Here is an 18,959-nt window from a genome sequence, read left to right as displayed (position 1 = left end):
TGCGCCCTCTGTTTTTTGGAGGGAGCAAGACGGGAGCATAACTCGGGCGAGATACGCCGCGAGGACGCTGGCGTGTGTCTGCGATTCAGTTGCGAGTGGAAAGAGCGACGTCGGTATCCGCGAACTCCGTCATTGCGAGCGCAGCGAAGCAATCCAGAATCCCTCCATTGAGGGACTCTGGATTGCTTCGTCGCAAGGGCTCCTCGCAATGACGGCGCGCAGGCAGATTCGCTTCCTATCCGGGGGCCGGATTTCGGATGTGCTCCACTCGTGCCCACCCGCCGCCCTCTCGCCCGACGGAATATTTCCGCGCTTGCCAATCAGCCCGGTGCGGTTCAGAAAAAAGAGCCAAGACGAGACGCGATCGGAGACAGAAGTTTTGACCATCAAGGGCAAGGCCTACATTGCCGGGATCTACGAACACCCGACCCGGCATGCGCCGGACAAATCCACCGCCCAGCTCCATGCCGAGGTCGCCAAGGGTGCGATTGAGGATGCCGGGATCAGCAAGGACGATATCGACGGCTATTTCTGCGCGGGCGATGCACCCGGCGGCGCGTGGCCGATGGTCGATTATCTCGGCCTGAACACCAAGAAGCTCCGCCACGTCGATTCCACCGAGACCGGCGGCTGTTCCTACATCATCCATCTCGGCCATGCCGCCGAGGCGATCGCTGCGGGCAAATGCTCGATCGCGCTCGTTACGCTCGCCGGCAAGCCGCGCACGGGCGCGATGCCGCCGCGCGCAGCCGGCGCCGAGGCCGATTTCGAATCCGCTTACGGGGCGACCACGCACAATGCCTATGGCATGTGTGCCATGCGCCACATGCACGACTACGGCACCACCTCCGAGCAGCTCGCCTGGATCAAGGTCGCGGCCTCCCACCATGCGCAATACAATCCGCATGCGATGCTCAAGGACGTCGTCACCGTCGAGGACGTCCTGAACTCGCCGATGATCTCCGATCCCTTGCATCGCATGGATTGCTGCGTCGTCTCCGACGGCGGCGGCGCACTGATCGTGACGACGCCCGAGATTGCCAAAAGCCTGAAGAAGCCGCTCGTGCGCCTGATCGGCCATGGCGAAGCGATGAAGGGCCCGCGCGGCGGGAAGGATCTCGACCTCACGTATTCTGCCGGCGTCTGGTCCGGCCCGCGCGCGTTCGAGGAAGCCGGCATCACGCCGAAGGACATCAAATACGCCTCGATCTATGACAGCTTCACCATCACCGTGCTGATGCAGCTGGAAGACCTCGGCTTCTGCAAGAAGGGCGAGGGCGGCAAGTTCGTCGCCGACGGCAATCTGATCTCGGGCGTCGGCAAGCTGCCGTTCAACACCGACGGCGGCGGCCTCTGCAGCAACCATCCGGTCAACCGCGGCGGCATGACCAAGATCCTCGAGGCTGTCAGGCAGCTGCGCGGCGAGGCGCATCCGAAGGTGCAGGTCAAGAACTGCGATCTGGCCATCGCCCACGGCACCGGCGGCCTGCTCGGCGTCCGCCACGCCGCCTCGACGGCCATTCTGGAGCGCGTGTGATGAGCGAAGTGAAAAAGTATCCGGCACCTGTCACGAACCCCGAGACCGCCGCGTTCTGGGACGCGGCGAAAGAGGGCAAGTTCATGATCAAGCGCTGCACCGCCTGCGGCGAGGCGCATTACTTCCCGCGCTCGATCTGCCCGTTCTGCTACTCCGACAAGACGGTGTGGGAGCAGGCTTCCGGCGAGGGCACGATCTACACCTACAGCCTGATGCGGAAATCGCCGACCGGCCCTTACGCCATCGGTTACGTCACGCTGAAGGAGGGGCCGTCGGTGCAGACCAATTTCGTCGACTGCGATCTCGAGAAGCTCAAGATCGGCCAGAAGGTGAAGGTGGTGTTCAAGCCGACCGACGGCGCTCCGCTGCCGTTCTTCACGGTCGCTTGAGACGAAAGCTGCGTAGGGTGGGTAGAGCGAAGCGAAACCCACCAACGCAGGCAATGATGGGTTTCGCTGCGCTCTACCCATCCTACGAATTCTCCGTTCTTCACGTCGTGGAGGACGGTCCTCATCCTGAGGAGCTTGCGCAGCAAGCGTCTCGAAGGATGGCCACAACAAACAGCGTTTCGGGCACCCTCATGGTTCGAGACGGCGCAACAGCGCCTCCTCACCATGAGGATGAGAACCAGGGGAAACCGGGAAAATGTCCGCCAGATACGAAGAGCTCAAAGGCCTGAAAAACCTCGGCCAGAAATACGCCTACGCCGACCGCGAGGTGATGCTCTACGCCTACGGCATCGGGCTCGGCGCCGATCCGATGGACGAGAACGAGCTCGCCTTCGTCAACGAAGGTACATTCACGCCGCGCCCGCTGAAGGTGGTGCCGACCTTCGCCTCCGTCGCGGCTTGGGGCTCGGGGCCCGGCGAGATGAATCTCAACCGCGTCATGGTGGTCGACGGCGAACGCGACATCACCTTCCATCAGCCGCTGCCGGTCGCCGCCAACATCACCGCCGACTCCTCCGTCCTCGAAGTCTACGACAAGGGCAAGGACAAAGGCGTCGTCATCGTTCACCAAACCGTGCTGAAGAACGAGAAGGGCGAGAAGCTCGCAACGCTGGTCGCCTCGCGCTTTGCCCGCGGCGATGGCGGCTTCGGCGGACCGAACCTGACGCAGCCGGATCCGCACAAGATCCCATCACGCGCGCCCGACAAGACCATCGACATCACCACGCGCCCCGACCAGGCACTGGTCTATCGCCTCTGCGGTGATCGTAACCCGCTGCACTCAGATCCGGAGTTCGCCAGGAAGGCAGGCTTCCCGCGTCCGATCCTGCACGGCATGTGCACCTACGGCATCACCTGCCGCGGCGTGCTCCAGACCTATGCCGACTACGACGCGAGCGCCTTCCGCCAGCACGTCGCGCGGTTCTCCTCGCCGGTCTATCCCGGCGAGACCGTGACCATGGACCTCTGGAAGGACGGCAACGTGATCTCGTTCGAAGCCAAGGTGAAGTCGCGCGGGGTGACCGTGATCAAGAACGGCAAGACGGTGCTGGGTTAGGCTGGTCTCGTGCCCCGGACGCAGCGCAACGCGAAGCATCGTCCGGTGCGGTGCGCTGCAGAGCCGGGGCCTAGAGTGCGACAAAAACTGGGTCCCGGCTCTGCGACGCAGCGTTGCACGCTGCATCGCGTCCGGGACACGAAAGAATAGAAACAGGGAGACGCCACCATGGGAGGACTACTCGACGGCAAGGTTGCGCTGATCACCGGCGCGGGCGGCGGGCTCGGTGAGGCCTATGCAAAGCTGTTCGCGCGGGAAGGGGCCGCGGTTGTCGTCAACGATCTCGGCGGCCCCCGCGACGGCTCCGGCGCCGACAAGTCCATGGCGCAGCAGGTCGTGGACGCGATCAAGGCCGAGGGCGGCAAGGCGGTCGCCAACGGTGCCGACATCTCCACCATGGAAGGCGGCCAGTCGGTGTTCGACGACGCCATCAAGCATTTCGGCCGCGCCGACATCCTCGTCAACAATGCCGGCATCCTCCGCGACCAGACCTTTCACAAGGCCAGCGAGGCCGACTGGGACAAGGTCATCAAGGTCCATCTGAAGGGCACCTTTTGTTGCACCCTGCCGGCGTTTCGCTGGATGCGGGAAAACGGCGGCGGCGTCATCGTCAACACCTCCTCGACATCAGGGCTGATCGGCAATTTCGGCCAGACCAATTACGGCGCGGCGAAGGGCGGCATCTGGGGCCTGTCCAACGTGCTCGCGATCGAAGGCCGCAAGTACAACATTCGGATCTGGACGCTGGCCCCGGGCGCCCTGACCCGCATGACCGCAGACCTGCCCCGCTATAAGGAGAACCCCGGCGCCGCGCTCGGGCCGGACGGCATCGCGCCGGCCGTGCTATACATGGTCAGCGACTTGTCGGGCGACCAGACCGGCAAGGTGCTGGGCGTGTCCGGGCCCCGCGGCGTGCGCGAAATGCGGATGATGGAGATGGAAGGCTGGAAGCCGCCGCACTCGGGCTGGAAGGCCCAGGACATCGTCGATCACGCCAAGGAGATCTTCTTCTCCGAGGAGCAGATCAAGATGGGGGCGCGGCGGTTTTAGAAGGCCGTCATCCCGGGGCAGGCGAAGCGTGAGCTATGATGCGCAATTGCGCATCTGAGGATCCATACTCCGGATCGTGGTCATGGATTCCGGGCCTGGCCCTTCGGGCCATCCCGGAATGACGAACAGAGAGACAAGGAAAGACGATGAGACTCACCGCCGACGCCAAGGGCACCTTCGCAATCGCGCCGACGCCGTTCCACGACGACGGCCGGATTGACGAGCGCTCGATCGACCGCCTGACCGATTTCTACGAGGAGGTCGGCTGCGACGGCGTCACGGTGCTGGGCATCCTCGGCGAGGCGCCCAAGCTCGATGCCGCCGAGGCCGAGCAGGTGGCGGTGCGCTACGTCAAGCGCGCCAGGAAGATGCAGGTGATCGTTGGCGTCTCCGCGCCGGGCTTTGCCACCATGCGCTCGCTGGCGAAAGCCTCGATGGATGCGGGCGCGGCCGGCGTCATGATCGCGCCGCCGCCCTCGCTTCGCACCGACGATCAGATCGTCGGCTATTTCAAGCAGGCGGCGGAAGCCGTCGGCCCTGATGTGCCCTGGGTGCTGCAGGACTATCCGCTGACCTTGCAGGTCGTGTTCACCCCCGCCGTGATCCGCAAGATCGTCATGGACAATCCGAACTGCGTGATGCTCAAGCACGAGGACTGGCCGGGCCTGGAGAAGATCTCGACGTTGCGCGGCTTCCAGAAGGACGGCTCGCTCCGTCCGCTCTCGATCCTCTGCGGCAATGGCGGCACGTTCCTGGACTTCGAGATGGAGCGCGGCGCCGACGGCGCCATGACCGGCTACGCCTTCCCCGAGCTTCTGATCGACGTCGTGAACCTCTCCAAGGCCGGCAAGCGCGACGCCGCGCATGACATCTTCGACGCGCATCTGCCGCTGATCCGCTACGAGCAGCAGCCCGGCGTCGGCCTGACGGTGCGCAAATACGTGCTCCAGAAGCGCGGCATCATCGCCTCCAGCGCGCAGCGCAAGCCCGGCGCGACGATGACGGCGACGGCGAAGGCGGAGGTGGACTATCTCTTGTCGCGCGTCGCCCGTTTCGACAAGCGCGCCAATCTCGGCCCGCAATCCAGCGCCGCGGGTTAGTCGCATGGCCGAGACATCAGCATCACGCCCGGCCTCCACGATCCTGCTGCTGCGCGACGGCGCAGCACGGGAAATCGACGTCTTCATGATGGTTCGCCATCATCAGATCGAGTTCAACTCGGGCGCGCTGGTGTTTCCCGGCGGCAGCGTCGATGCCGGCGACAACGAGATCGTCGCCCGCGCCGACCTCTATTCGGGCGGCGAAGGCCTCAGCGAAGCCGACCGCGGCTTCCGAATCGCCGCAATCCGCGAGACGTTCGAGGAGAGCGGCATTCTGCTGGCGCGGTCGAAAGACACTGGCGCGCCAATCGACGTCAAGCGCGCCGGCGAGATCGCCGACAAGCATCGCGTCGCGCTCAACGAGCACAAGATCAGCTTCCTCAGCATTCTCGGCGACAACGGTCTCCAGCTCGCGCTCGACACGCTGGTGCCTTACGCCCACTGGATCACGCCCGAGGGCATGCCGAAGCGATTCGACACCTGGTTTTTCCTCGCGGCGGCGCCGCCGGATCAGCTCGGCGCGCATGATGGACGGGAATCGACCGATTCGATCTGGATCTCGCCGCGCGAGGCGGTGAAGGGCGGCGAGAGCGGCCGCTTCAAGCTGCCGTTCCCGACCACGCGCAACCTGATCCGGCTCGCCAAGCAGCCGAGCGTGAGCGCGGCGCTGGTGCATGCCCGCGGCCTCTCCATCGTCACGGTGATGCCGGTGATGACCAAGACCGAAACGGGTCGTCAGCTCCGCATCCCCCGCGAGGCCGGCTACGACGGCGAGGTGTTCGAGGTCGGAGCCGTCGGCTAGTACACTTCGACATTGAACGAAGTATCGAGGGCCGCGTTCGCGCTAGATTCCGTCCACGAGCAGGACGGAATGCGCACCATGGACGCCCGGCAGGACACCAACATCGCCGTGGAGCTGGCCCTGCTGGTCGCGCTCGCAACGCTCTGGGGCGGCTCCTACACCTTCATCAAGCTCGGCGTCGCCACCATCCCGCCGATCACGCTGATCGCGGCGCGCACGGCCATTGCCGGCCTGCTGCTGCTCGTGATCATGTGGATGCGGGGCATCAGAATGCCGACCGATGTCGCGAGCTGGCAGCGCTTCGCGTTCCAGGCCGTGCTCAACAGCGTCATCCCCTGGACGCTGATCGCCTGGGGCGAGCGCCATGTCGACGCCGCCCTCGCCACCATCCTCAATTCGGCCGGGCCGATCTTCACCTTCCTGCTCACCGCGGTCGTCACGCGCCACGAGGCGACCACGCCGCGAAAGCTGTTCGGCGTGGTTGCCGGCATGGCCGGCATCCTGCTGATCGTCGGCGTCGATGCCTTTCATGAGATCGGCAGCGGCCTCATCGCCGAGGCCGCCATCGTCGCCGCCACCATCTGCTACGCCTGCGCCGCGATCTTCGGCCGCAGCTTCAAGGGCCTCGATCCCATGGCGCCTGCAGCCGGCTCGCTGCTGGCGGGGGCAGCGGTCCTGATCCCGGCCTCCCTGATCATCGAGCAGCCCTGGACGCTGTCGCCTTCGCTGAGCTCGGTGCTGGCACTGTCAGCGCTCGCGGTGTTTTCGACCGCGGCAGCGTTCGTGATCTATTTCCGCCTGATCCAGACCCTGGGCTCGGTCGGCACCACCGCGCAGGCCTATCTGCGGGTGCCGATCGGGATCGCCATCAGCGTCGCCTTCCTCGGCGAGGCCTTGAGCCGGACCTCCTGGATCGGCTTGGCCTGCGTCGTCCTCGGCGTCGCCACCATGACGATCCCGGCCCGCAGGGCAGCCAGCGTCAAACTGTCGTAAAGCTGAGGCGGGCGGCAGGTCCCGATATTAACGATATTCCGCGTCCCGAGGCATGTTCCCCCCGGGCAGCAATACGTCGTATATTGGACTTCCAGCAGTCCGGTCCTCAAGCCACCAATGTCCGCCGAATTGACGCCGCCCCCTGAGAAAAGGCGAACCTTCTCGCTCTCCATCGGCCAGCTCACCTTCGGCAGCTTCCTGTTGGTGCTGGCGGTGATCATCGTCACCTCGACGGCGAGCGTGATCGCGATCCGGCACATCGACACGACCTTCGCCGAGCTGCAGCGGCTGCAGAGCGTCGGAGACCTCGCCGAGGACATCGATCGCCGCATGAACGAATTGCGCCTTGCCGCGCGCGACTTCGTCACGGATCCCGGGGCAGGCATCCAGTTCCAGCAGGTCGGCGAGGCGGCCTCGACGCTCAGCGAAATCCTGAAGAAGACCCGCATCGAGCTCGCGCCCGAGCAGCAGGACATGATCGACGGGGTCACCGAGCGGCTTGCGACCTATCGCACCGGCCTCGAGCGGATCTCCACCCTGATCGACCGCCGCGCCCAGCTGCTCGCCGGACTGCCGCCGCTGCGCGAACAATTCGACGAAGCCGTCGCAAGCACCCCGGACCGCGAGCTGGCGTCCCGCCTGTCCGAGGCGCAGAGCCGGATCGCGCTCGGACTGCTGGCGCGCAACCCGTCCGCGGCCGAGCAGGCCGCACAGGGAATGCGGGGGCTCGATATTGGCGATGCCAAGCTGAAGTCGGCGGTGAACGACTATGCCGAGGCCATCATGGCCGTCGCCGTCCGCGAGCGGCAGATCGCGGACATCGATCGCGAGGTACTGGGAACGGAAGGCCGGCTGATCGGCCGCGTCACCGAATTGCTGCGTGAGGTCAGCTCCCGGCGCGGCCACGTGCTGTCGCGTGACTTCGCCCGGACGCTGACCGAGGCGCGATGGCAGAGCATCGTGCTCGGCACGGTCGGCGTGCTGATCGGCATCGGCGCTGCGTGGTTCGTGGTGCGCAGGACGGTGCGTCCGCTCGCTCAGATCGCGCGATCCATTCGCGCGCTCGCCGCCGGCCGGAAAGACACCTCAATTCCGTCCGCCGACCTCGACAACGAGATCGGCGACATTGCGCGGGCGGCCGAAGTGTTTCGACGCGCGCTGGAGGAGGCCGACACCGCGCGCGAGGCGGCGGTGCGCGCGCTCACCGAGCAGCGCCTCGCCGAGGAGAGCTACCGAAAACTGTTCGAGGGCTCAATCGACGGCATCTATGTGACGACGCCGGCCGGTGACCTCCTCAACGCCAATCCGGCGCTGGCGCGCATGATGGGCTATGACAGCCCCCAGCAGCTGATCGACAGCATCAGCGACATCGCTCACACCATCTACGTCCATCCCGAGGCGCGCGCGGAATATCAGCGGCTGATGGCGCGCGACGGCATGGTGCGCGAGTTCGAGTATCAGGTGCGCCAGCGCAGCGGCGACATCCTCTGGCTCTCCGATAGCGCCACCGGCGTGCGAGACGAAGCGGGCAACATCGTCCGCTATGAGGGCACGCTGCGCGACATCACCGACCAGAAGCGAGCGGAGGAGGCCATCGCCGAAGGCCGGCGCCTGCTCCAGCAGGTCATCGACACCGTGCCCGCGGTCATCAACGTCAAGGACCGCAATCTGCGCTACGTGCTGATGAACCGCTACATGGCCGGCATTTTCGGCATCGAGCCCGGCGAGGCGCTCGGCCGCACCACGGCCGACCTGATGTCGCGCTATGGCGCAGCCAAGTCCGACGAGAGCGACAAGCGGGTGCTCAAGCTCCGCAAGGGACTCGGTTTCTATGAGGAGGAGTACCAGGACGCTTCCGGCAACATGCGGCAATGGCTGGTCAACAAATTGCCGCTGCTCGACCCCGAGGGCGAGATCGAGCGGATCGTGACCGTTGCGCTCGATATCGGCGAGCGCAAGCGCGGCGAGCAGGAGATGCGCAAGGCCAAGGAAGCCGCCGAGACCGCGCTGCGCAATCTGCGCGAAACGCAGGCCTCGCTGATCGAGGCCGAGAAGCTGGCCGCGCTCGGGCGCCTGGTCGCCGGCGTCGCCCACGAGGTCAACAACCCCGTCGGCATCAGCCTCACCGTCGCCTCCGCTCTGGAGCGCAAGACCGCGATGTTCAGCGCCGAAGTCGAGCGCGGCGAATTGCGCCGCTCCACGCTCAACGACTTCCTCAACACCAGCCGCGATGCGTCCTCGCAGCTCGTCTCCAATCTCAACCGTGCCGCCGAGCTGATCCAGTCGTTCAAGCAGGTTGCCGCCGACCGCAACTATTCGGATCAGCGGACTTTCGATCTCGGCGACCTCACCGAGCAGGTCGTGATGAGCCTGCGGCCGGGGCTGCGTAAGCATAATCTGACGCTCAACGTCGAGTGTCAGCCGGACCTGACCATGAACAGCTATCCCGGCCCGTACGGCCAGGTGCTGACCAATCTGTTCCTGAATTCGGTGGCGCACGCCTTCCCGGACGGAAGGCCCGGGACGATCGAGATCCAGGTGCGCGAGTCCGGCAAGGACAACGTCGAGATCATCTTCTCCGACAATGGCTGCGGCATGTCGCTCGACGTCCGCCGCCGCGCCTTCGATCCGTTTTTCACGACGCGGCGCGACCAGGGCGGCACCGGCCTCGGGCTGCACATCGTCTACAGCATCGTCACCAACCGGCTCGGCGGTCGGCTCGATCTCGATTCCGAGCCGGGTGGCGGCACGCGCATCCAGATGATTTTGCCTCGAGTGGCGCCGCTCGAACAGGCCGCGGAATAGCTAGTCGACGTCCGCGAGCTTGTGCAGGGTGGCGCCGAAAATCAGGCTGGCCTTGCCGACCAGCGCTGTGCCCGTCATTTCCGCGCGCGTGTCGGTGTAGGTGCCGCTGACGCCGATGCCGACCGGGGCAGGGCCGCCGAACAGCGGATTATCGTCGCCGCGAGGCGAGGTGTGCCGTTGCACCAGCACCTCGCCTTTGAAGGTGCTGCTGTCCTTCACCGTGTAGCTGCCGGTGTAATAGAGGTAGGCATCGCCGCCGAGAATCCTGCCGTCGCGGAAAAGAATCACGCCGCTGCCCTTGCCGACTCGACCATCGAGCAGGGTCACGTGAATTGAATAGAGGCCGTTCTTCATAACGTCCCGCAGGCCGGCCGCCATCGCCCAATGGCGTAACCGGTCCGGCTTTTATGCCAAAGCCTATCTCCTCGCGCAACGCGGCAGTTTGCCGGCCGGCAGCGGCCTGCGAGCCGTAGTTGTCCCGGCTTGTCCGTGACACGATCATGACGCTCTGATGGTGAGGCGAGGCCTAACGTTGCGAATCAGAGTTGGCCCGCGAAATGCATAACCATTGTTGCACTGGCCGCGGGGTGCTGGAGCAAGACGAACGTGACCAACTGGATCGATTCCGGCGGCGATGAGCCGCGTCTGTACAGTGCGCGTCCCACGAATTGCAAAAGCGAACAACGGCGGATTGGCAATGCGATACGCCGGCGAAACCCGACGAGGCTGGCGTGCGCCTTGGCCTTGATCGCGCTCGCAGCCTCCTCGGGGCACGCGCGCGACCGCGGGCAGTTCGCCAACACCAGTCCTGAATTGAAGTCCTGGTTCGACAGTCTGCGGAGCGCCAAGGGTCCTTGCTGCTCCGATGCCGATGGTTCGGCGCTCTCGGACTCCGACTGGGACAGCAAGGACGGGCATTATCGCGTCCGCGTCCCGCGCTATGGCTCTGCGCTCGATGGCCAGCAGCAGGAGCTCGTCTGGGTCGACGTGCCCGAGGAGGCCGTGATCTCGGAGCCGAACCGGGTGGGACGCACCATGGTCTGGCCAATCTACGGCTACATGGGCGTCACCATCCGTTGCTTTATGCCCGGTAGCATGACCTAGCCCTCGGGCATGACGTCGGCGCCCGGCTCGGTTGCCTGAGACGGCAGATGTCGCGTCAGGCGTATTTCTTGTCGCGCTCCAGCAGCTCGATCGAGATGCCTTCGGGCCCGCGGATGAAGCAGATGCGTACGCCGGGCCGGATGGTCGTCGGCTCGCGCGTGAAGGTGACACCCTTGGCCTTGATCTCGGCCGCGACGGCGTCGATGTCCTTCACCGTCAAGCCGAAATGATCGAGGCCCTGATGCGGGTGCGGAGGCGGCGGGTTGACCGCGCCATCGCCCTCGAGCGGTGCGATGAAGATCCTGGCGCCGCCGAGATTCACGTCGATCCGTCCCGGCGCATGCACGATCTCGCCACCAAGGATGTCCCGCAGCCAGGCCGCCGTCGCCTCCGGATCGGGGCTGCGCAGATGGACGTGATCCCAAGTGACGGCGAATGGCATTGCATGGTCTCCAAAGGGTCTTTTTGATGTTGCGGCGCATGTTAGCGGCCCCGGCCGGTGGTCGCCACCGCCCTTGCCGACTCGCATGATCCGCGGGAACCTTAGTTCGTTGGCCGGATTAAGGTAAGTTGTGGCCGAGTCCATCTTCGATGGTGCTGCGGCTCCGATCGGTGGGCATCCATGAACGCCAAGATCGACCGAACCGGATTGGGGCGCTTCGCCGGCAGCGGCGAACGACTGACACGGGCAGTGACGATCGCAAGCGTCTCATTTGGCCGAACCCTTCTGTGGCTGCTGGCGGCCATCATCGTCGGCTGCGGCATCTGGATGTTGTTGCCTCTTTCCAAGGGCAACAGTGCTGAGCCGGTCGGGGCGGAGCTGGCGGCTGTTGGAACGCCTCCCTCCGGCGATGCGTCGGCAATAGCCTCGGCGGCCTCCGAAGCACAGGTGCCGGCGACAGCAGAACTTGGTCGTCTCAGGATTTCATCGCAGACCTGGCGTCGCGGCGGCCTCGGCTCCAAAGCCTTGGTGACGTTCACGCTGCGAAACGACAACGACTATGCCGTAAAGGATGTCGAGATCGTCTGCGCCTTCACACGGCGCGACGGCAGCCATCTGACCGACCGCAGCCGCGTGCTGGCGGATCCCGTCAGCATGAAGAGCCGCAAGACCTTTGTGCGTATCCCAATCGGCGTCGTCAACGTGAATGCCGATCAGGCAAAATGCTCGCTGGTTGCGGCACGCCGCGCATGAAGGCGGCCTGTTCCGGTAGCTGAAAAGTTACCCTCTGCGGTCCTTGGCCAAAAACCATGCATCACCATTTGAACCGAACGGCTGGGCCAGGAACCAATTGGTAGATCGCCTGTTGAGGCGAGGAGAGCCCACGCGGGGATGCGGGGGGCGGAGCGCGGCCAATGCCCATCTTTAGGTATTTCATTTTCGTCGGTGGAGCTTTGCTCGCACTGCTGTTCGCGGCGGATTTCGTTTTTCCGGCGCCGCCCGTGGCGCATGCGGTCGCAACCGCAGGCAACGACCAGCCGCTGATCCGAATCCGGTCCGATCGTCATATGCCTGAGCGTGTCGTCCTCGACACCAGCCAGCCGACGATTGCGGAACCCGGCGTTCAGACCGCCGCAGTTGCGGTTCCCCGGCCGCCGGTACAAGAGAGCCTGTCGCCGGCTCTGGCCGAGATGTCGGCCAAGATGCGGGTGCGCGAGACCTTCGCCCAGTTCACGCCGGCGCCGAAGGCCGGGACCGCCACGGCCAGGACCTCCGAGACCGCTCAGCCCCAGACTTCCCAGGGTCAGGCTTCTCCGGTGCAGGCTCAGCCCAAGCGTAAGATCGTCAGGGCGCATCCCGCGCCGCAGCCGGGCCGTCCTATGATGCTGGTCGCGCAGCAGCCGCATTTCGGCCTCTTCAGCACGACCTGGTAACGGCGCTTTCGGCCCGCCTCGATCGAGGTGGGAAGGGCTTTTTATTGGCCGGCCTCTCTGCTAATTCGAACCGATCCGAATGCCGTCGGGTGAGCTGGCTCCTCGCCAGCGCCGGCCGGCGAATCTCGGTGGCCCGCTACCCGGGCCAGGGCGCTCGTAGCTCAGCTGGATAGAGCATCGGATTTCGATTCCGAGGGTCGGAGGTTCGAATCCTTCCGAGCGCGCCAGTCGTCCGCGTTCTGGAACGACGCGACCGGGTCACTGCCGCGAGGGCGCCGCGTCCTCAGCTTGCCGGGACACCGCTTTGCCGTCCGCGTGCCAGCGTGTCGGAGGGCGCCTCGTGGAAGATCGCGCGGTAGGCCGCGGCAAATTCGCCGAGATGATGGAAGCCCTGGGCACGTGCGCAGCTGGCCACGGTGACGCCGCCGCCCTTGAGCAGACGGGCGCGGGTCGCCCACAGCCTCTTCAGGCGAATGTACTGGTGCAGGCTCATGCCGCGCACCTTGCTGACCGCGCCGCCGAGCGTGCGGATCGAGACGTCGAATTCGCGGGCGAGATCGGCCGTATAGATCGGAGCGGTCGGGAAGGTCGCGACGTAGTCGTCGATGCGCTGCACGAGCTTGATCGCCCGCTCGCCCTGGACCGAGGTGCTCCGATCCGACATCGGATCGATTCGAAACAGATCGTCGAGCGCGAGCAGCAGGCCTTCCTGGAGATGGGCCGCAACCTCGGTCGTCTCGAACAGGCGCGGCTGCACTGAAGCGGTGCGCAGGATATCGAGCAGGAGCTGTCGCGTGTGGAGCAGGGCGGGCCGGTTCGCGACATGGGCGCGCAAATGGTCGGCGCGGTCGAACCAGCCCCGATCTTTCAGTTCGGGGGAGAAGATGATCATGGCGTGATGATTGGTCCGGGGCTCGACGAAATGGCACTCATCGTTGCCGCGGAGGGCAGCGAAGAAGCGCGCGTCCAGATCCACACCCTTGAAGTTGGCCTGAAGATCGTCGGTCATCGACAGGATCACCATCCCGCCCGGCATGCGATAGGCAGTGTCGAGGATTCGCGCGAACGATCTCATCATGATGATGCGGCACGCCCAGGGAAACGATGGCCCGGGCCGCCGCGAAGTTTGGGATGTCGAGCGGAATGCTCCTCGCATCCTTCATCGTCTCGATCGGCCGAAACGCATCGACATTGGAAAAGCCGATCAGTTGAAGCGCAGAGGAGGGAGCGAGGTTGTCGAACAACATGGTTCTGGCCGGCCGCTGAAATGAGACAATCAAATGAATATCAATGCATCGCCATCAATGGCGAAGCATCGCGTTTCAGTAAACCGAATTTCAGGCCGTAGTATTGCGGACTTCATGTCATGAAGTCCGTCCGATCAATGTTATGGTCAACGTTTCGGTCCATCGGTTTGCCGGCGGCGAGGTCCGTGATCGCTCTGCAAGACATGATCTCGCAAAAGCGAAGGGGCCCGAGGGCCCCTTCAAACGTCACCAGCGGCGATAGCCGTAGTGCCCATAATAGCGCGGACCGTAATAGCGCGGCCGATAATACCGCGGGCCGTAGTAGGGCCGCGGCCCGTAATAGCCATAGTAGTTCGGCCGCCACCAGCACTGTCCCCAAGCGTCGCAGACCATGCGGACCTGCTCGACGCCGGAGACCTGCGGTGTCGCAGGTGCAGGCGCGATGGGCATGGCGGATGCCGTCGACGATGCAGCGAGGGCGCCGAACAAGGACACGGCCAAAAGGCCAGTCTTAAGATTCATGATGTCTTCCTCTGATTACGCGATGCAGGATATCGAGGTTGTTCTGATCAAATTGTGGCCGAACCGAAATGTAATACAGATGAACAAACCTTCGGCGAGCCGGGCTTAGGTCACGGGTGGCAGCGGCGTGGTTCCTGCTGCCGGGCAAGGTGAGCTGAATGCGAGTCAGTCCAGATCTGTCGATCTCGCCGGGGAAGGTCCTCTTTGTTGACGAGCAGATCGATCTCCTGGCGCAGACCTGGCCCGGCCGCGGCGACGGGCCCCGATTGACGCAGCCGGTGGCGCACGCAGCACGGTCGAGCAGACCGATTGGCACGACGAGGCCGAGCTATTCGGACGGCGGTGCGCAAGGCTCTTCAGGGGGAGGTGGGCAACGACCTCGTCAAGCCGCCGGTCTACGAGATCGAGAAGCAATTGCTGCGGTCGGGCGCCGCCAAATGAAGGACCCGCAGCGGCCGCGGCGCCTCAGTAGCAGGGGTGCCGCCGGCCGTCCTGACCGATATAAGCGGCCGCGCTGCGATAACAGTGGTTGGTCGCCGGGCCGTCATAGTAGGCGAAGGTGCCAGGGGTGATACCGGGGCCGTAATTGTGCAGGTAGCTGATCGGGTAGGGCAGCGGGTTGGCGTAGGAGCGGTGGTACCGGTGACGGCCGTGCGCCTCCGCGAGGGCAGGGGCCAGGACCGCAGCCGTCAGGGCCGCAACCGCGGCTACACGCGTCAACTTGCTCATCTCGATTCTCCGGAACCCGCTCGAATAGGTCAGCCGTTATAGCAATTTCGAGCGGTCGGGCATCGCTTCGGGGGGCCGAAATCAATGCCAATGCCGCAGATTTCCGTGTGGGTGTGACAGAATTGCCGGACATGCGGCCAAAAGCTGCCCATTTTTGGCCTTTTCGGGATGCTTAACGAATTCCCCACACAAGTATGACCAAAGACTATTCGGTTCAGAATTCTGCCGCCGGACCTGGGGATCACTTGCCGGTCCCTCGTGTCAGGTGCATTCCTGAAGGCCTTCGCCGTCATCTCGCCATGCGCATCACGCTTCCGAGTCTGCTGTTGCTCTGCCTCGCCGCTGCCACGCCGGCTCGCGCCGAGCTGCACATCACCCGCGACCACGGCGGCTATGTCGAGGAGTACAAGGCCAAGTACAAGCGGGTGCGCGAGAAGGGCGAGCGGGTCATCATCGACGGCATCTGCAATTCGGCCTGCACGCTCGTGCTCGGAATCGTGCCGATGAACAAGATCTGCGTGACGCCGCGCGCGAGCCTCGGCTTCCACCAGGCCTATTACGACAAGGCGTTCACCTTCGGCATCAAGGTCACTAGCGCCGAGGGTACCTCCGATCTCATGTCCTACTATCCCGACACGGTGAAGGACTGGATTCGCCGCAATGGCGGGCTCACCACCGACATGAAAAAGATCAAGAACGGCGTCGAGCTCTGGAAGATCGTCAATCCCTGTCCGGAAGAATGGTGAGCAGCTGAGCCGGACCGCGATCGTCCGTCGCAGCGCAACATCGTCACGACGAAATTCGCATTGCCGCATGGCCGACGGTCGGGCAATGAGGGCGGCAATGAACCATAATCAAGAAACCCTGGCCGCCCGCGCCGCGCCGATCCTGTTCGTGCTGCTCTGGAGCACCGGATTCATCGGCACCAAATACGTCGTCAACAATGCCGATCCCTTGACCTATCTCGCCATCCGCATGGCGATCGTGGTCGGGTTGATGGCAATCATCGCAGGCATCGCGCGGCCGAAATGGCCGGACCGCGCAGGCATCGCGCACAGCGCGGTCGCCGGCATCCTCGTCCACGGCTTCTATCTCGGCGGCACCGCGATTGCGATCGCGCATTCGATTCCGGCCGGCCTTTCGGCGCTGATTCCGGGCTTGCAGCCGATCCTGACCTCGACCATCGCCAATCGCTGGCTCGGTGAGCGGGTCACGCCGCTGCAATGGGCCGGGCTCGTGCTCGGCCTCGGCGGGGTGGTGCTGATCCTGCACAACCGCCCGATGACCGGCGAAGCCGGGCTCGGCTGGCTCGCCTCCGTGGTCTCGCTGGTCAGCATCACGCTCGGCACGCTTTATCAGCGCCGCTACTGCAATCACATCGACTGGCGCGCCGGAAATCTCGTGCAGTACGTGGCGGTCACCATTTTCTTCGCGATCGGCGCCTTCCTGTTCGAGGATCGCGTGGTGCACTGGACGCAGGAGTTCGTGCTTGCGCTCGCCTGGCTCGCGGTCGCGCTCTCGATCGGATCAATCGGGCTGTTGTACTGGCTGATCCGCCACGCCGCGGCGACCTCGGTCGCCAGTTTGTTTTATTTGGTTCCGGCCGTCACGGCCCTGATGGCCTATCTGCTGTTCGGAGAAAAGCTGGACGCGATTGCCATTGCGGGCATGGCGCTCTGCGCCACAGCGGTCTTCGTCGTCAATCGGCGGTCCTGACGGCGTGCACAGCGCTGACCCCGAGCGCGAGCATCATCCGGGTCGGCGCGCAGCCAAGCGGGGCGGGTAGGCGTGCGCCGTCTCCGGGCGCGCCCGCACCCGGAGACGTCTTCCGGTGCGATCAGCGCTTGGCCTTCTTGGCCGTCTTCGACTTGCCGACCTTCTTGGCGGCCTTCTTAGCAGACTTTTTCGCGGCCTTCTTCGACGACTTCTTTGCGGCTTTCTTCGTCGTCTTCTTCGCAGCCTTCTTGGCCTTCTTCTTGGCTGCCTTCTTCGGCGCTACTTTCTTCGCGACCTTCTTGGCGGCTTTCTTCACCTGCTTGACTGCAGTGACTGCCGCGTCCTTGGTCGTTTCCACCGCACTGGTGATCGTCTCCATCGCCTGTTCGGTGATCGGCTTCTCGTCGTCCATATCGTCCCCCACGGTTTGCATGGAGCGATGACGATAGCGGGTTTCGAAATTGTGTCAAAGCGACGCTCAACCTTTGCGGATCTTTGCGTAGGCGGCGAGCGCGCGTTCGCGTCCCCTGGCATGATCGACGATCGGCTGCGGATAGGTCTTGCCGATCGTGATGCCCGCGCTCGCTAGCTCGATCGGCGTCGCCTGCCAGGGCCGGTGGATCAGCTTGGCCGGCAGGGCCTTCAGTTCCGGAACCCAGCGTCGAACGTAGGCGCCGTCAGGATCGAACTTCTCGCCCTGGAGCTGCGGATTGAACACGCGGAAATAGGGCGCAGCATCTGCGCCGCAGCCGGCGACCCATTGCCAGTTGGCAGGATTGCTGCCGGCGTCCGCGTCGACCAGCGTGTCCCAGAACCAGGCTTCGCCTTCACGCCAGTCGATCAGGAGGTGCTTGACCAGGAAGGAGGCCACCACCATCCGCACCCGGTTGTGCATCACCCCGGTGTGCCAGAGCTCGCCCAGGCCGGCATCGACGATGGGATATCCGGTGCGCCCGCGCTGCCAGGCGGCGAGCGCTTGTTTGTCGGCCTGCCAAGGAAAGCGATCGAAGTTCGTCTGCAGGTTTTCGGCGGCGAGGTTGGGGTGATCGTGGAGGAGGTGGCGGCAGAATTCGCGCCAGCCGAGCTCGCTCAGGAATTTTTCGACGCCTTGCCCGAGCGCCGGATCTTCCGCCGCGGCAAACCGGGCGGCGTGCCAGACTTGACGCGGGCTGAGCTCGCCGAAGCGCAGATGCGGCGACAGCCGTGAGGTGCCCTCTCGGTCCGGGCGATCGCGGTCGCCGGAATACATTCGGACAGTGTGCTTGAGGAAGTCGCGCAGGCGAAAATGGGCGGACGCGGCGCCGGAGGTCCATGCCTCGCGCAGGCCACCCGCCCAATCCGGTGCGGTCGGCTCGAGCTTCCAGCCCTCCAGTCGATCGCTTGCAACGCGCGGCGCAGGGCGCAGCTGCTTCGGCGCGGGCAGGGGCTTGGGCGGGTCGCCGAGCGCCAGCACGCGGCGCCAGAACGGGGTGAACACGCGCAGGCCCCGGCCGTCCTTGGTGCGGATCGCCGCGGGCGGGACCAGCAGGTCGCCAGGAAAGCTTTGCGCGTGCGTGCCGAGCTTCGCCAGGGCCGCTTCGAGCTGTCGCTCGACGGCCTGATGAGGCGCCTGCGCGATTTCGTTCCAATAGACGGCGCGGGCGCCGCTCTCTTGCGCCAGCTCCGGGATCACCTTGGCCGCCGATCCCCTGCGCAGGACGAGCGAGCCGCCGCGCGCGGCGATCTCGGCACCGAGCGATCGCAGCGACTGCGCCAGCCACCAGCGTGCCGCGCCGCCTGGCGCTCGCCCCGCCGCCTCGTCCAGTACATAGAGACAAAGCACCGGCGCTCCGGAGTTGGCGGCGGCGTCGAGGGCGGGGTGGTCGGACAGGCGGAGATCGTCGCGAAACCAGACGATGATGGATGGCTGACTTGGCGGGGTCAGGGAGGGCCTCGTTTACCAATTGGAAACCGTACCGCGCGCGGCGGCGGGA

The 18,959-nt window shown here is 64.9% G+C and carries 19 protein-coding genes, 1 tRNA gene and 2 pseudogenes; 15 read left to right on the top strand and 7 right to left on the bottom strand.

Features of this window, described 5'->3' with window-relative positions; genetic code table 11:
* The first annotated feature begins 379 nt into the window (after positions 1-379).
* From XI05_RS15605 to XI05_RS15570, 8 genes are all read left to right on the top strand, one after another.
* Positions 380-1,537, top strand: coding sequence for a thiolase domain-containing protein (locus XI05_RS15605; RefSeq protein WP_271503077.1), 1,158 nt, complete (start codon positions 380-382; stop codon positions 1,535-1,537).
* A complete protein-coding gene (locus tag XI05_RS15600) occupies positions 1,537-1,926 on the top strand; it encodes a Zn-ribbon domain-containing OB-fold protein (protein WP_122402740.1) in 390 nt (129 codons plus the stop codon). The genes XI05_RS15605 and XI05_RS15600 overlap by 1 nt, the downstream gene beginning before the upstream one ends.
* Before the next feature lie 256 nt (positions 1,927-2,182).
* Complete coding sequence (locus XI05_RS15595) at positions 2,183-3,043, top strand: MaoC family dehydratase (RefSeq protein ID WP_271503074.1); 861 nt, start codon at positions 2,183-2,185, stop codon at positions 3,041-3,043.
* Between the two features lie 168 nt (positions 3,044-3,211).
* Positions 3,212-4,093, top strand: a complete 882-nt coding sequence (locus XI05_RS15590; protein WP_271503072.1) for an SDR family oxidoreductase — start codon at positions 3,212-3,214, stop codon at positions 4,091-4,093.
* 146 nt (positions 4,094-4,239) lie between these two features.
* Positions 4,240-5,193: a dihydrodipicolinate synthase family protein gene (locus XI05_RS15585; RefSeq protein ID WP_271503069.1), complete on the top strand. Its 954-nt coding sequence runs from the start codon at positions 4,240-4,242 to the stop codon at positions 5,191-5,193.
* Between the two features lie 4 nt (positions 5,194-5,197).
* Positions 5,198-5,995, top strand: a complete 798-nt coding sequence (locus tag XI05_RS15580; RefSeq protein ID WP_271503066.1) for an NUDIX hydrolase — start codon at positions 5,198-5,200, stop codon at positions 5,993-5,995.
* Positions 5,996-6,073: 78 nt separating this feature from the next.
* Complete coding sequence (locus XI05_RS15575) at positions 6,074-6,988, top strand: DMT family transporter (RefSeq protein WP_271503262.1); 915 nt, start codon at positions 6,074-6,076, stop codon at positions 6,986-6,988.
* A gap of 117 nt (positions 6,989-7,105) precedes the next feature.
* Entirely contained in the window at positions 7,106-9,793 is a 2,688-nt protein-coding gene (locus XI05_RS15570) for a PAS domain S-box protein (protein WP_271503063.1), read from the top strand.
* Here XI05_RS15570 and XI05_RS15565 read toward each other — a convergent pair whose 3' ends face one another.
* Positions 9,794-10,147 (bottom strand): GrlR family regulatory protein, encoded by a 354-nt coding sequence (locus XI05_RS15565; protein WP_271503060.1) that lies wholly within the window; start codon positions 10,145-10,147, stop codon positions 9,794-9,796.
* Between the two features lie 252 nt (positions 10,148-10,399).
* Here XI05_RS15565 and XI05_RS15560 point away from each other — a divergent pair, with 252 nt between their 5' ends.
* Complete coding sequence (locus XI05_RS15560; protein ID WP_271503057.1) at positions 10,400-10,897, top strand: hypothetical protein; 498 nt, start codon at positions 10,400-10,402, stop codon at positions 10,895-10,897.
* A gap of 55 nt (positions 10,898-10,952) precedes the next feature.
* Here the strand turns inward: XI05_RS15560 and XI05_RS15555 are convergent, their stop codons facing one another.
* Complete coding sequence (locus XI05_RS15555) at positions 10,953-11,339, bottom strand: VOC family protein (protein WP_271503054.1); 387 nt, start codon at positions 11,337-11,339, stop codon at positions 10,953-10,955.
* Positions 11,340-11,519: 180 nt separating this feature from the next.
* Here XI05_RS15555 and XI05_RS15550 point away from each other — a divergent pair, with 180 nt between their 5' ends.
* The 3 genes from XI05_RS15550 to XI05_RS15540 all read left to right on the top strand — a co-directional run bounded on the left by XI05_RS15550 (position 11,520) and on the right by XI05_RS15540 (position 12,999).
* On the top strand, positions 11,520-12,092 hold the full coding sequence (locus XI05_RS15550) for a hypothetical protein (protein ID WP_271503052.1): 573 nt from the start codon (positions 11,520-11,522) through the stop codon (positions 12,090-12,092).
* 161 nt (positions 12,093-12,253) lie between these two features.
* A complete protein-coding gene (locus tag XI05_RS15545) occupies positions 12,254-12,772 on the top strand; it encodes a hypothetical protein (RefSeq protein ID WP_271503050.1) in 519 nt (172 codons plus the stop codon).
* Between the two features lie 150 nt (positions 12,773-12,922).
* Positions 12,923-12,999 (top strand) — tRNA-Arg (locus XI05_RS15540).
* Positions 13,000-13,055: 56 nt separating this feature from the next.
* Here the strand turns inward: XI05_RS15540 and XI05_RS15535 are convergent.
* Both XI05_RS15535 and XI05_RS15530 read right to left on the bottom strand, forming a co-directional pair.
* Positions 13,056-14,019, bottom strand: a pseudogene (locus tag XI05_RS15535) (helix-turn-helix domain-containing protein).
* 246 nt (positions 14,020-14,265) lie between these two features.
* Positions 14,266-14,541 (bottom strand): hypothetical protein, encoded by a 276-nt coding sequence (locus XI05_RS15530; protein WP_271503048.1) that lies wholly within the window; start codon positions 14,539-14,541, stop codon positions 14,266-14,268.
* A 271-nt stretch (positions 14,542-14,812) separates the two neighbouring features.
* On the opposite strand from XI05_RS15530, the pseudogene XI05_RS15525 reads away from it, so the two are divergent.
* A pseudogene (locus XI05_RS15525) lies at positions 14,813-14,982 on the top strand (host attachment protein); the annotation flags it as partial.
* Positions 14,983-15,006: 24 nt separating this feature from the next.
* Here XI05_RS15525 and XI05_RS15520 read toward each other — a convergent pair.
* Positions 15,007-15,270 (bottom strand): hypothetical protein, encoded by a 264-nt coding sequence (locus XI05_RS15520; protein WP_172783249.1) that lies wholly within the window; start codon positions 15,268-15,270, stop codon positions 15,007-15,009.
* Between the two features lie 299 nt (positions 15,271-15,569).
* Between XI05_RS15520 and XI05_RS15515 the strand changes: the two genes are divergently transcribed.
* Together XI05_RS15515 and XI05_RS15510 are read left to right on the top strand one after the other, a co-directional pair.
* A complete protein-coding gene (locus tag XI05_RS15515) occupies positions 15,570-16,016 on the top strand; it encodes a hypothetical protein (RefSeq protein WP_157280506.1) in 447 nt (148 codons plus the stop codon).
* Positions 16,017-16,113: 97 nt separating this feature from the next.
* Positions 16,114-16,986 (top strand): DMT family transporter, encoded by an 873-nt coding sequence (locus tag XI05_RS15510; RefSeq protein ID WP_172783250.1) that lies wholly within the window; start codon positions 16,114-16,116, stop codon positions 16,984-16,986.
* Between the two features lie 121 nt (positions 16,987-17,107).
* Here XI05_RS15510 and XI05_RS15505 read toward each other — a convergent pair whose 3' ends face one another.
* Both XI05_RS15505 and XI05_RS15500 read right to left on the bottom strand, forming a co-directional pair.
* On the bottom strand, positions 17,108-17,398 hold the full coding sequence (locus tag XI05_RS15505) for a histone (RefSeq protein ID WP_271503046.1): 291 nt from the start codon (positions 17,396-17,398) through the stop codon (positions 17,108-17,110).
* A gap of 66 nt (positions 17,399-17,464) precedes the next feature.
* Positions 17,465-18,856, bottom strand: a complete 1,392-nt coding sequence (locus XI05_RS15500) for a cryptochrome/photolyase family protein (protein WP_271503256.1) — start codon at positions 18,854-18,856, stop codon at positions 17,465-17,467.
* Between the last annotated feature and the right edge of the window lie 103 nt (positions 18,857-18,959).

This window comes from Bradyrhizobium sp. CCBAU 11357, from assembly GCF_028128865.1.
In the GTDB taxonomy this organism is placed as follows: domain Bacteria; phylum Pseudomonadota; class Alphaproteobacteria; order Rhizobiales; family Xanthobacteraceae; genus Bradyrhizobium.
This window is presented reverse-complemented; position numbering and strand designations above follow the sequence as displayed.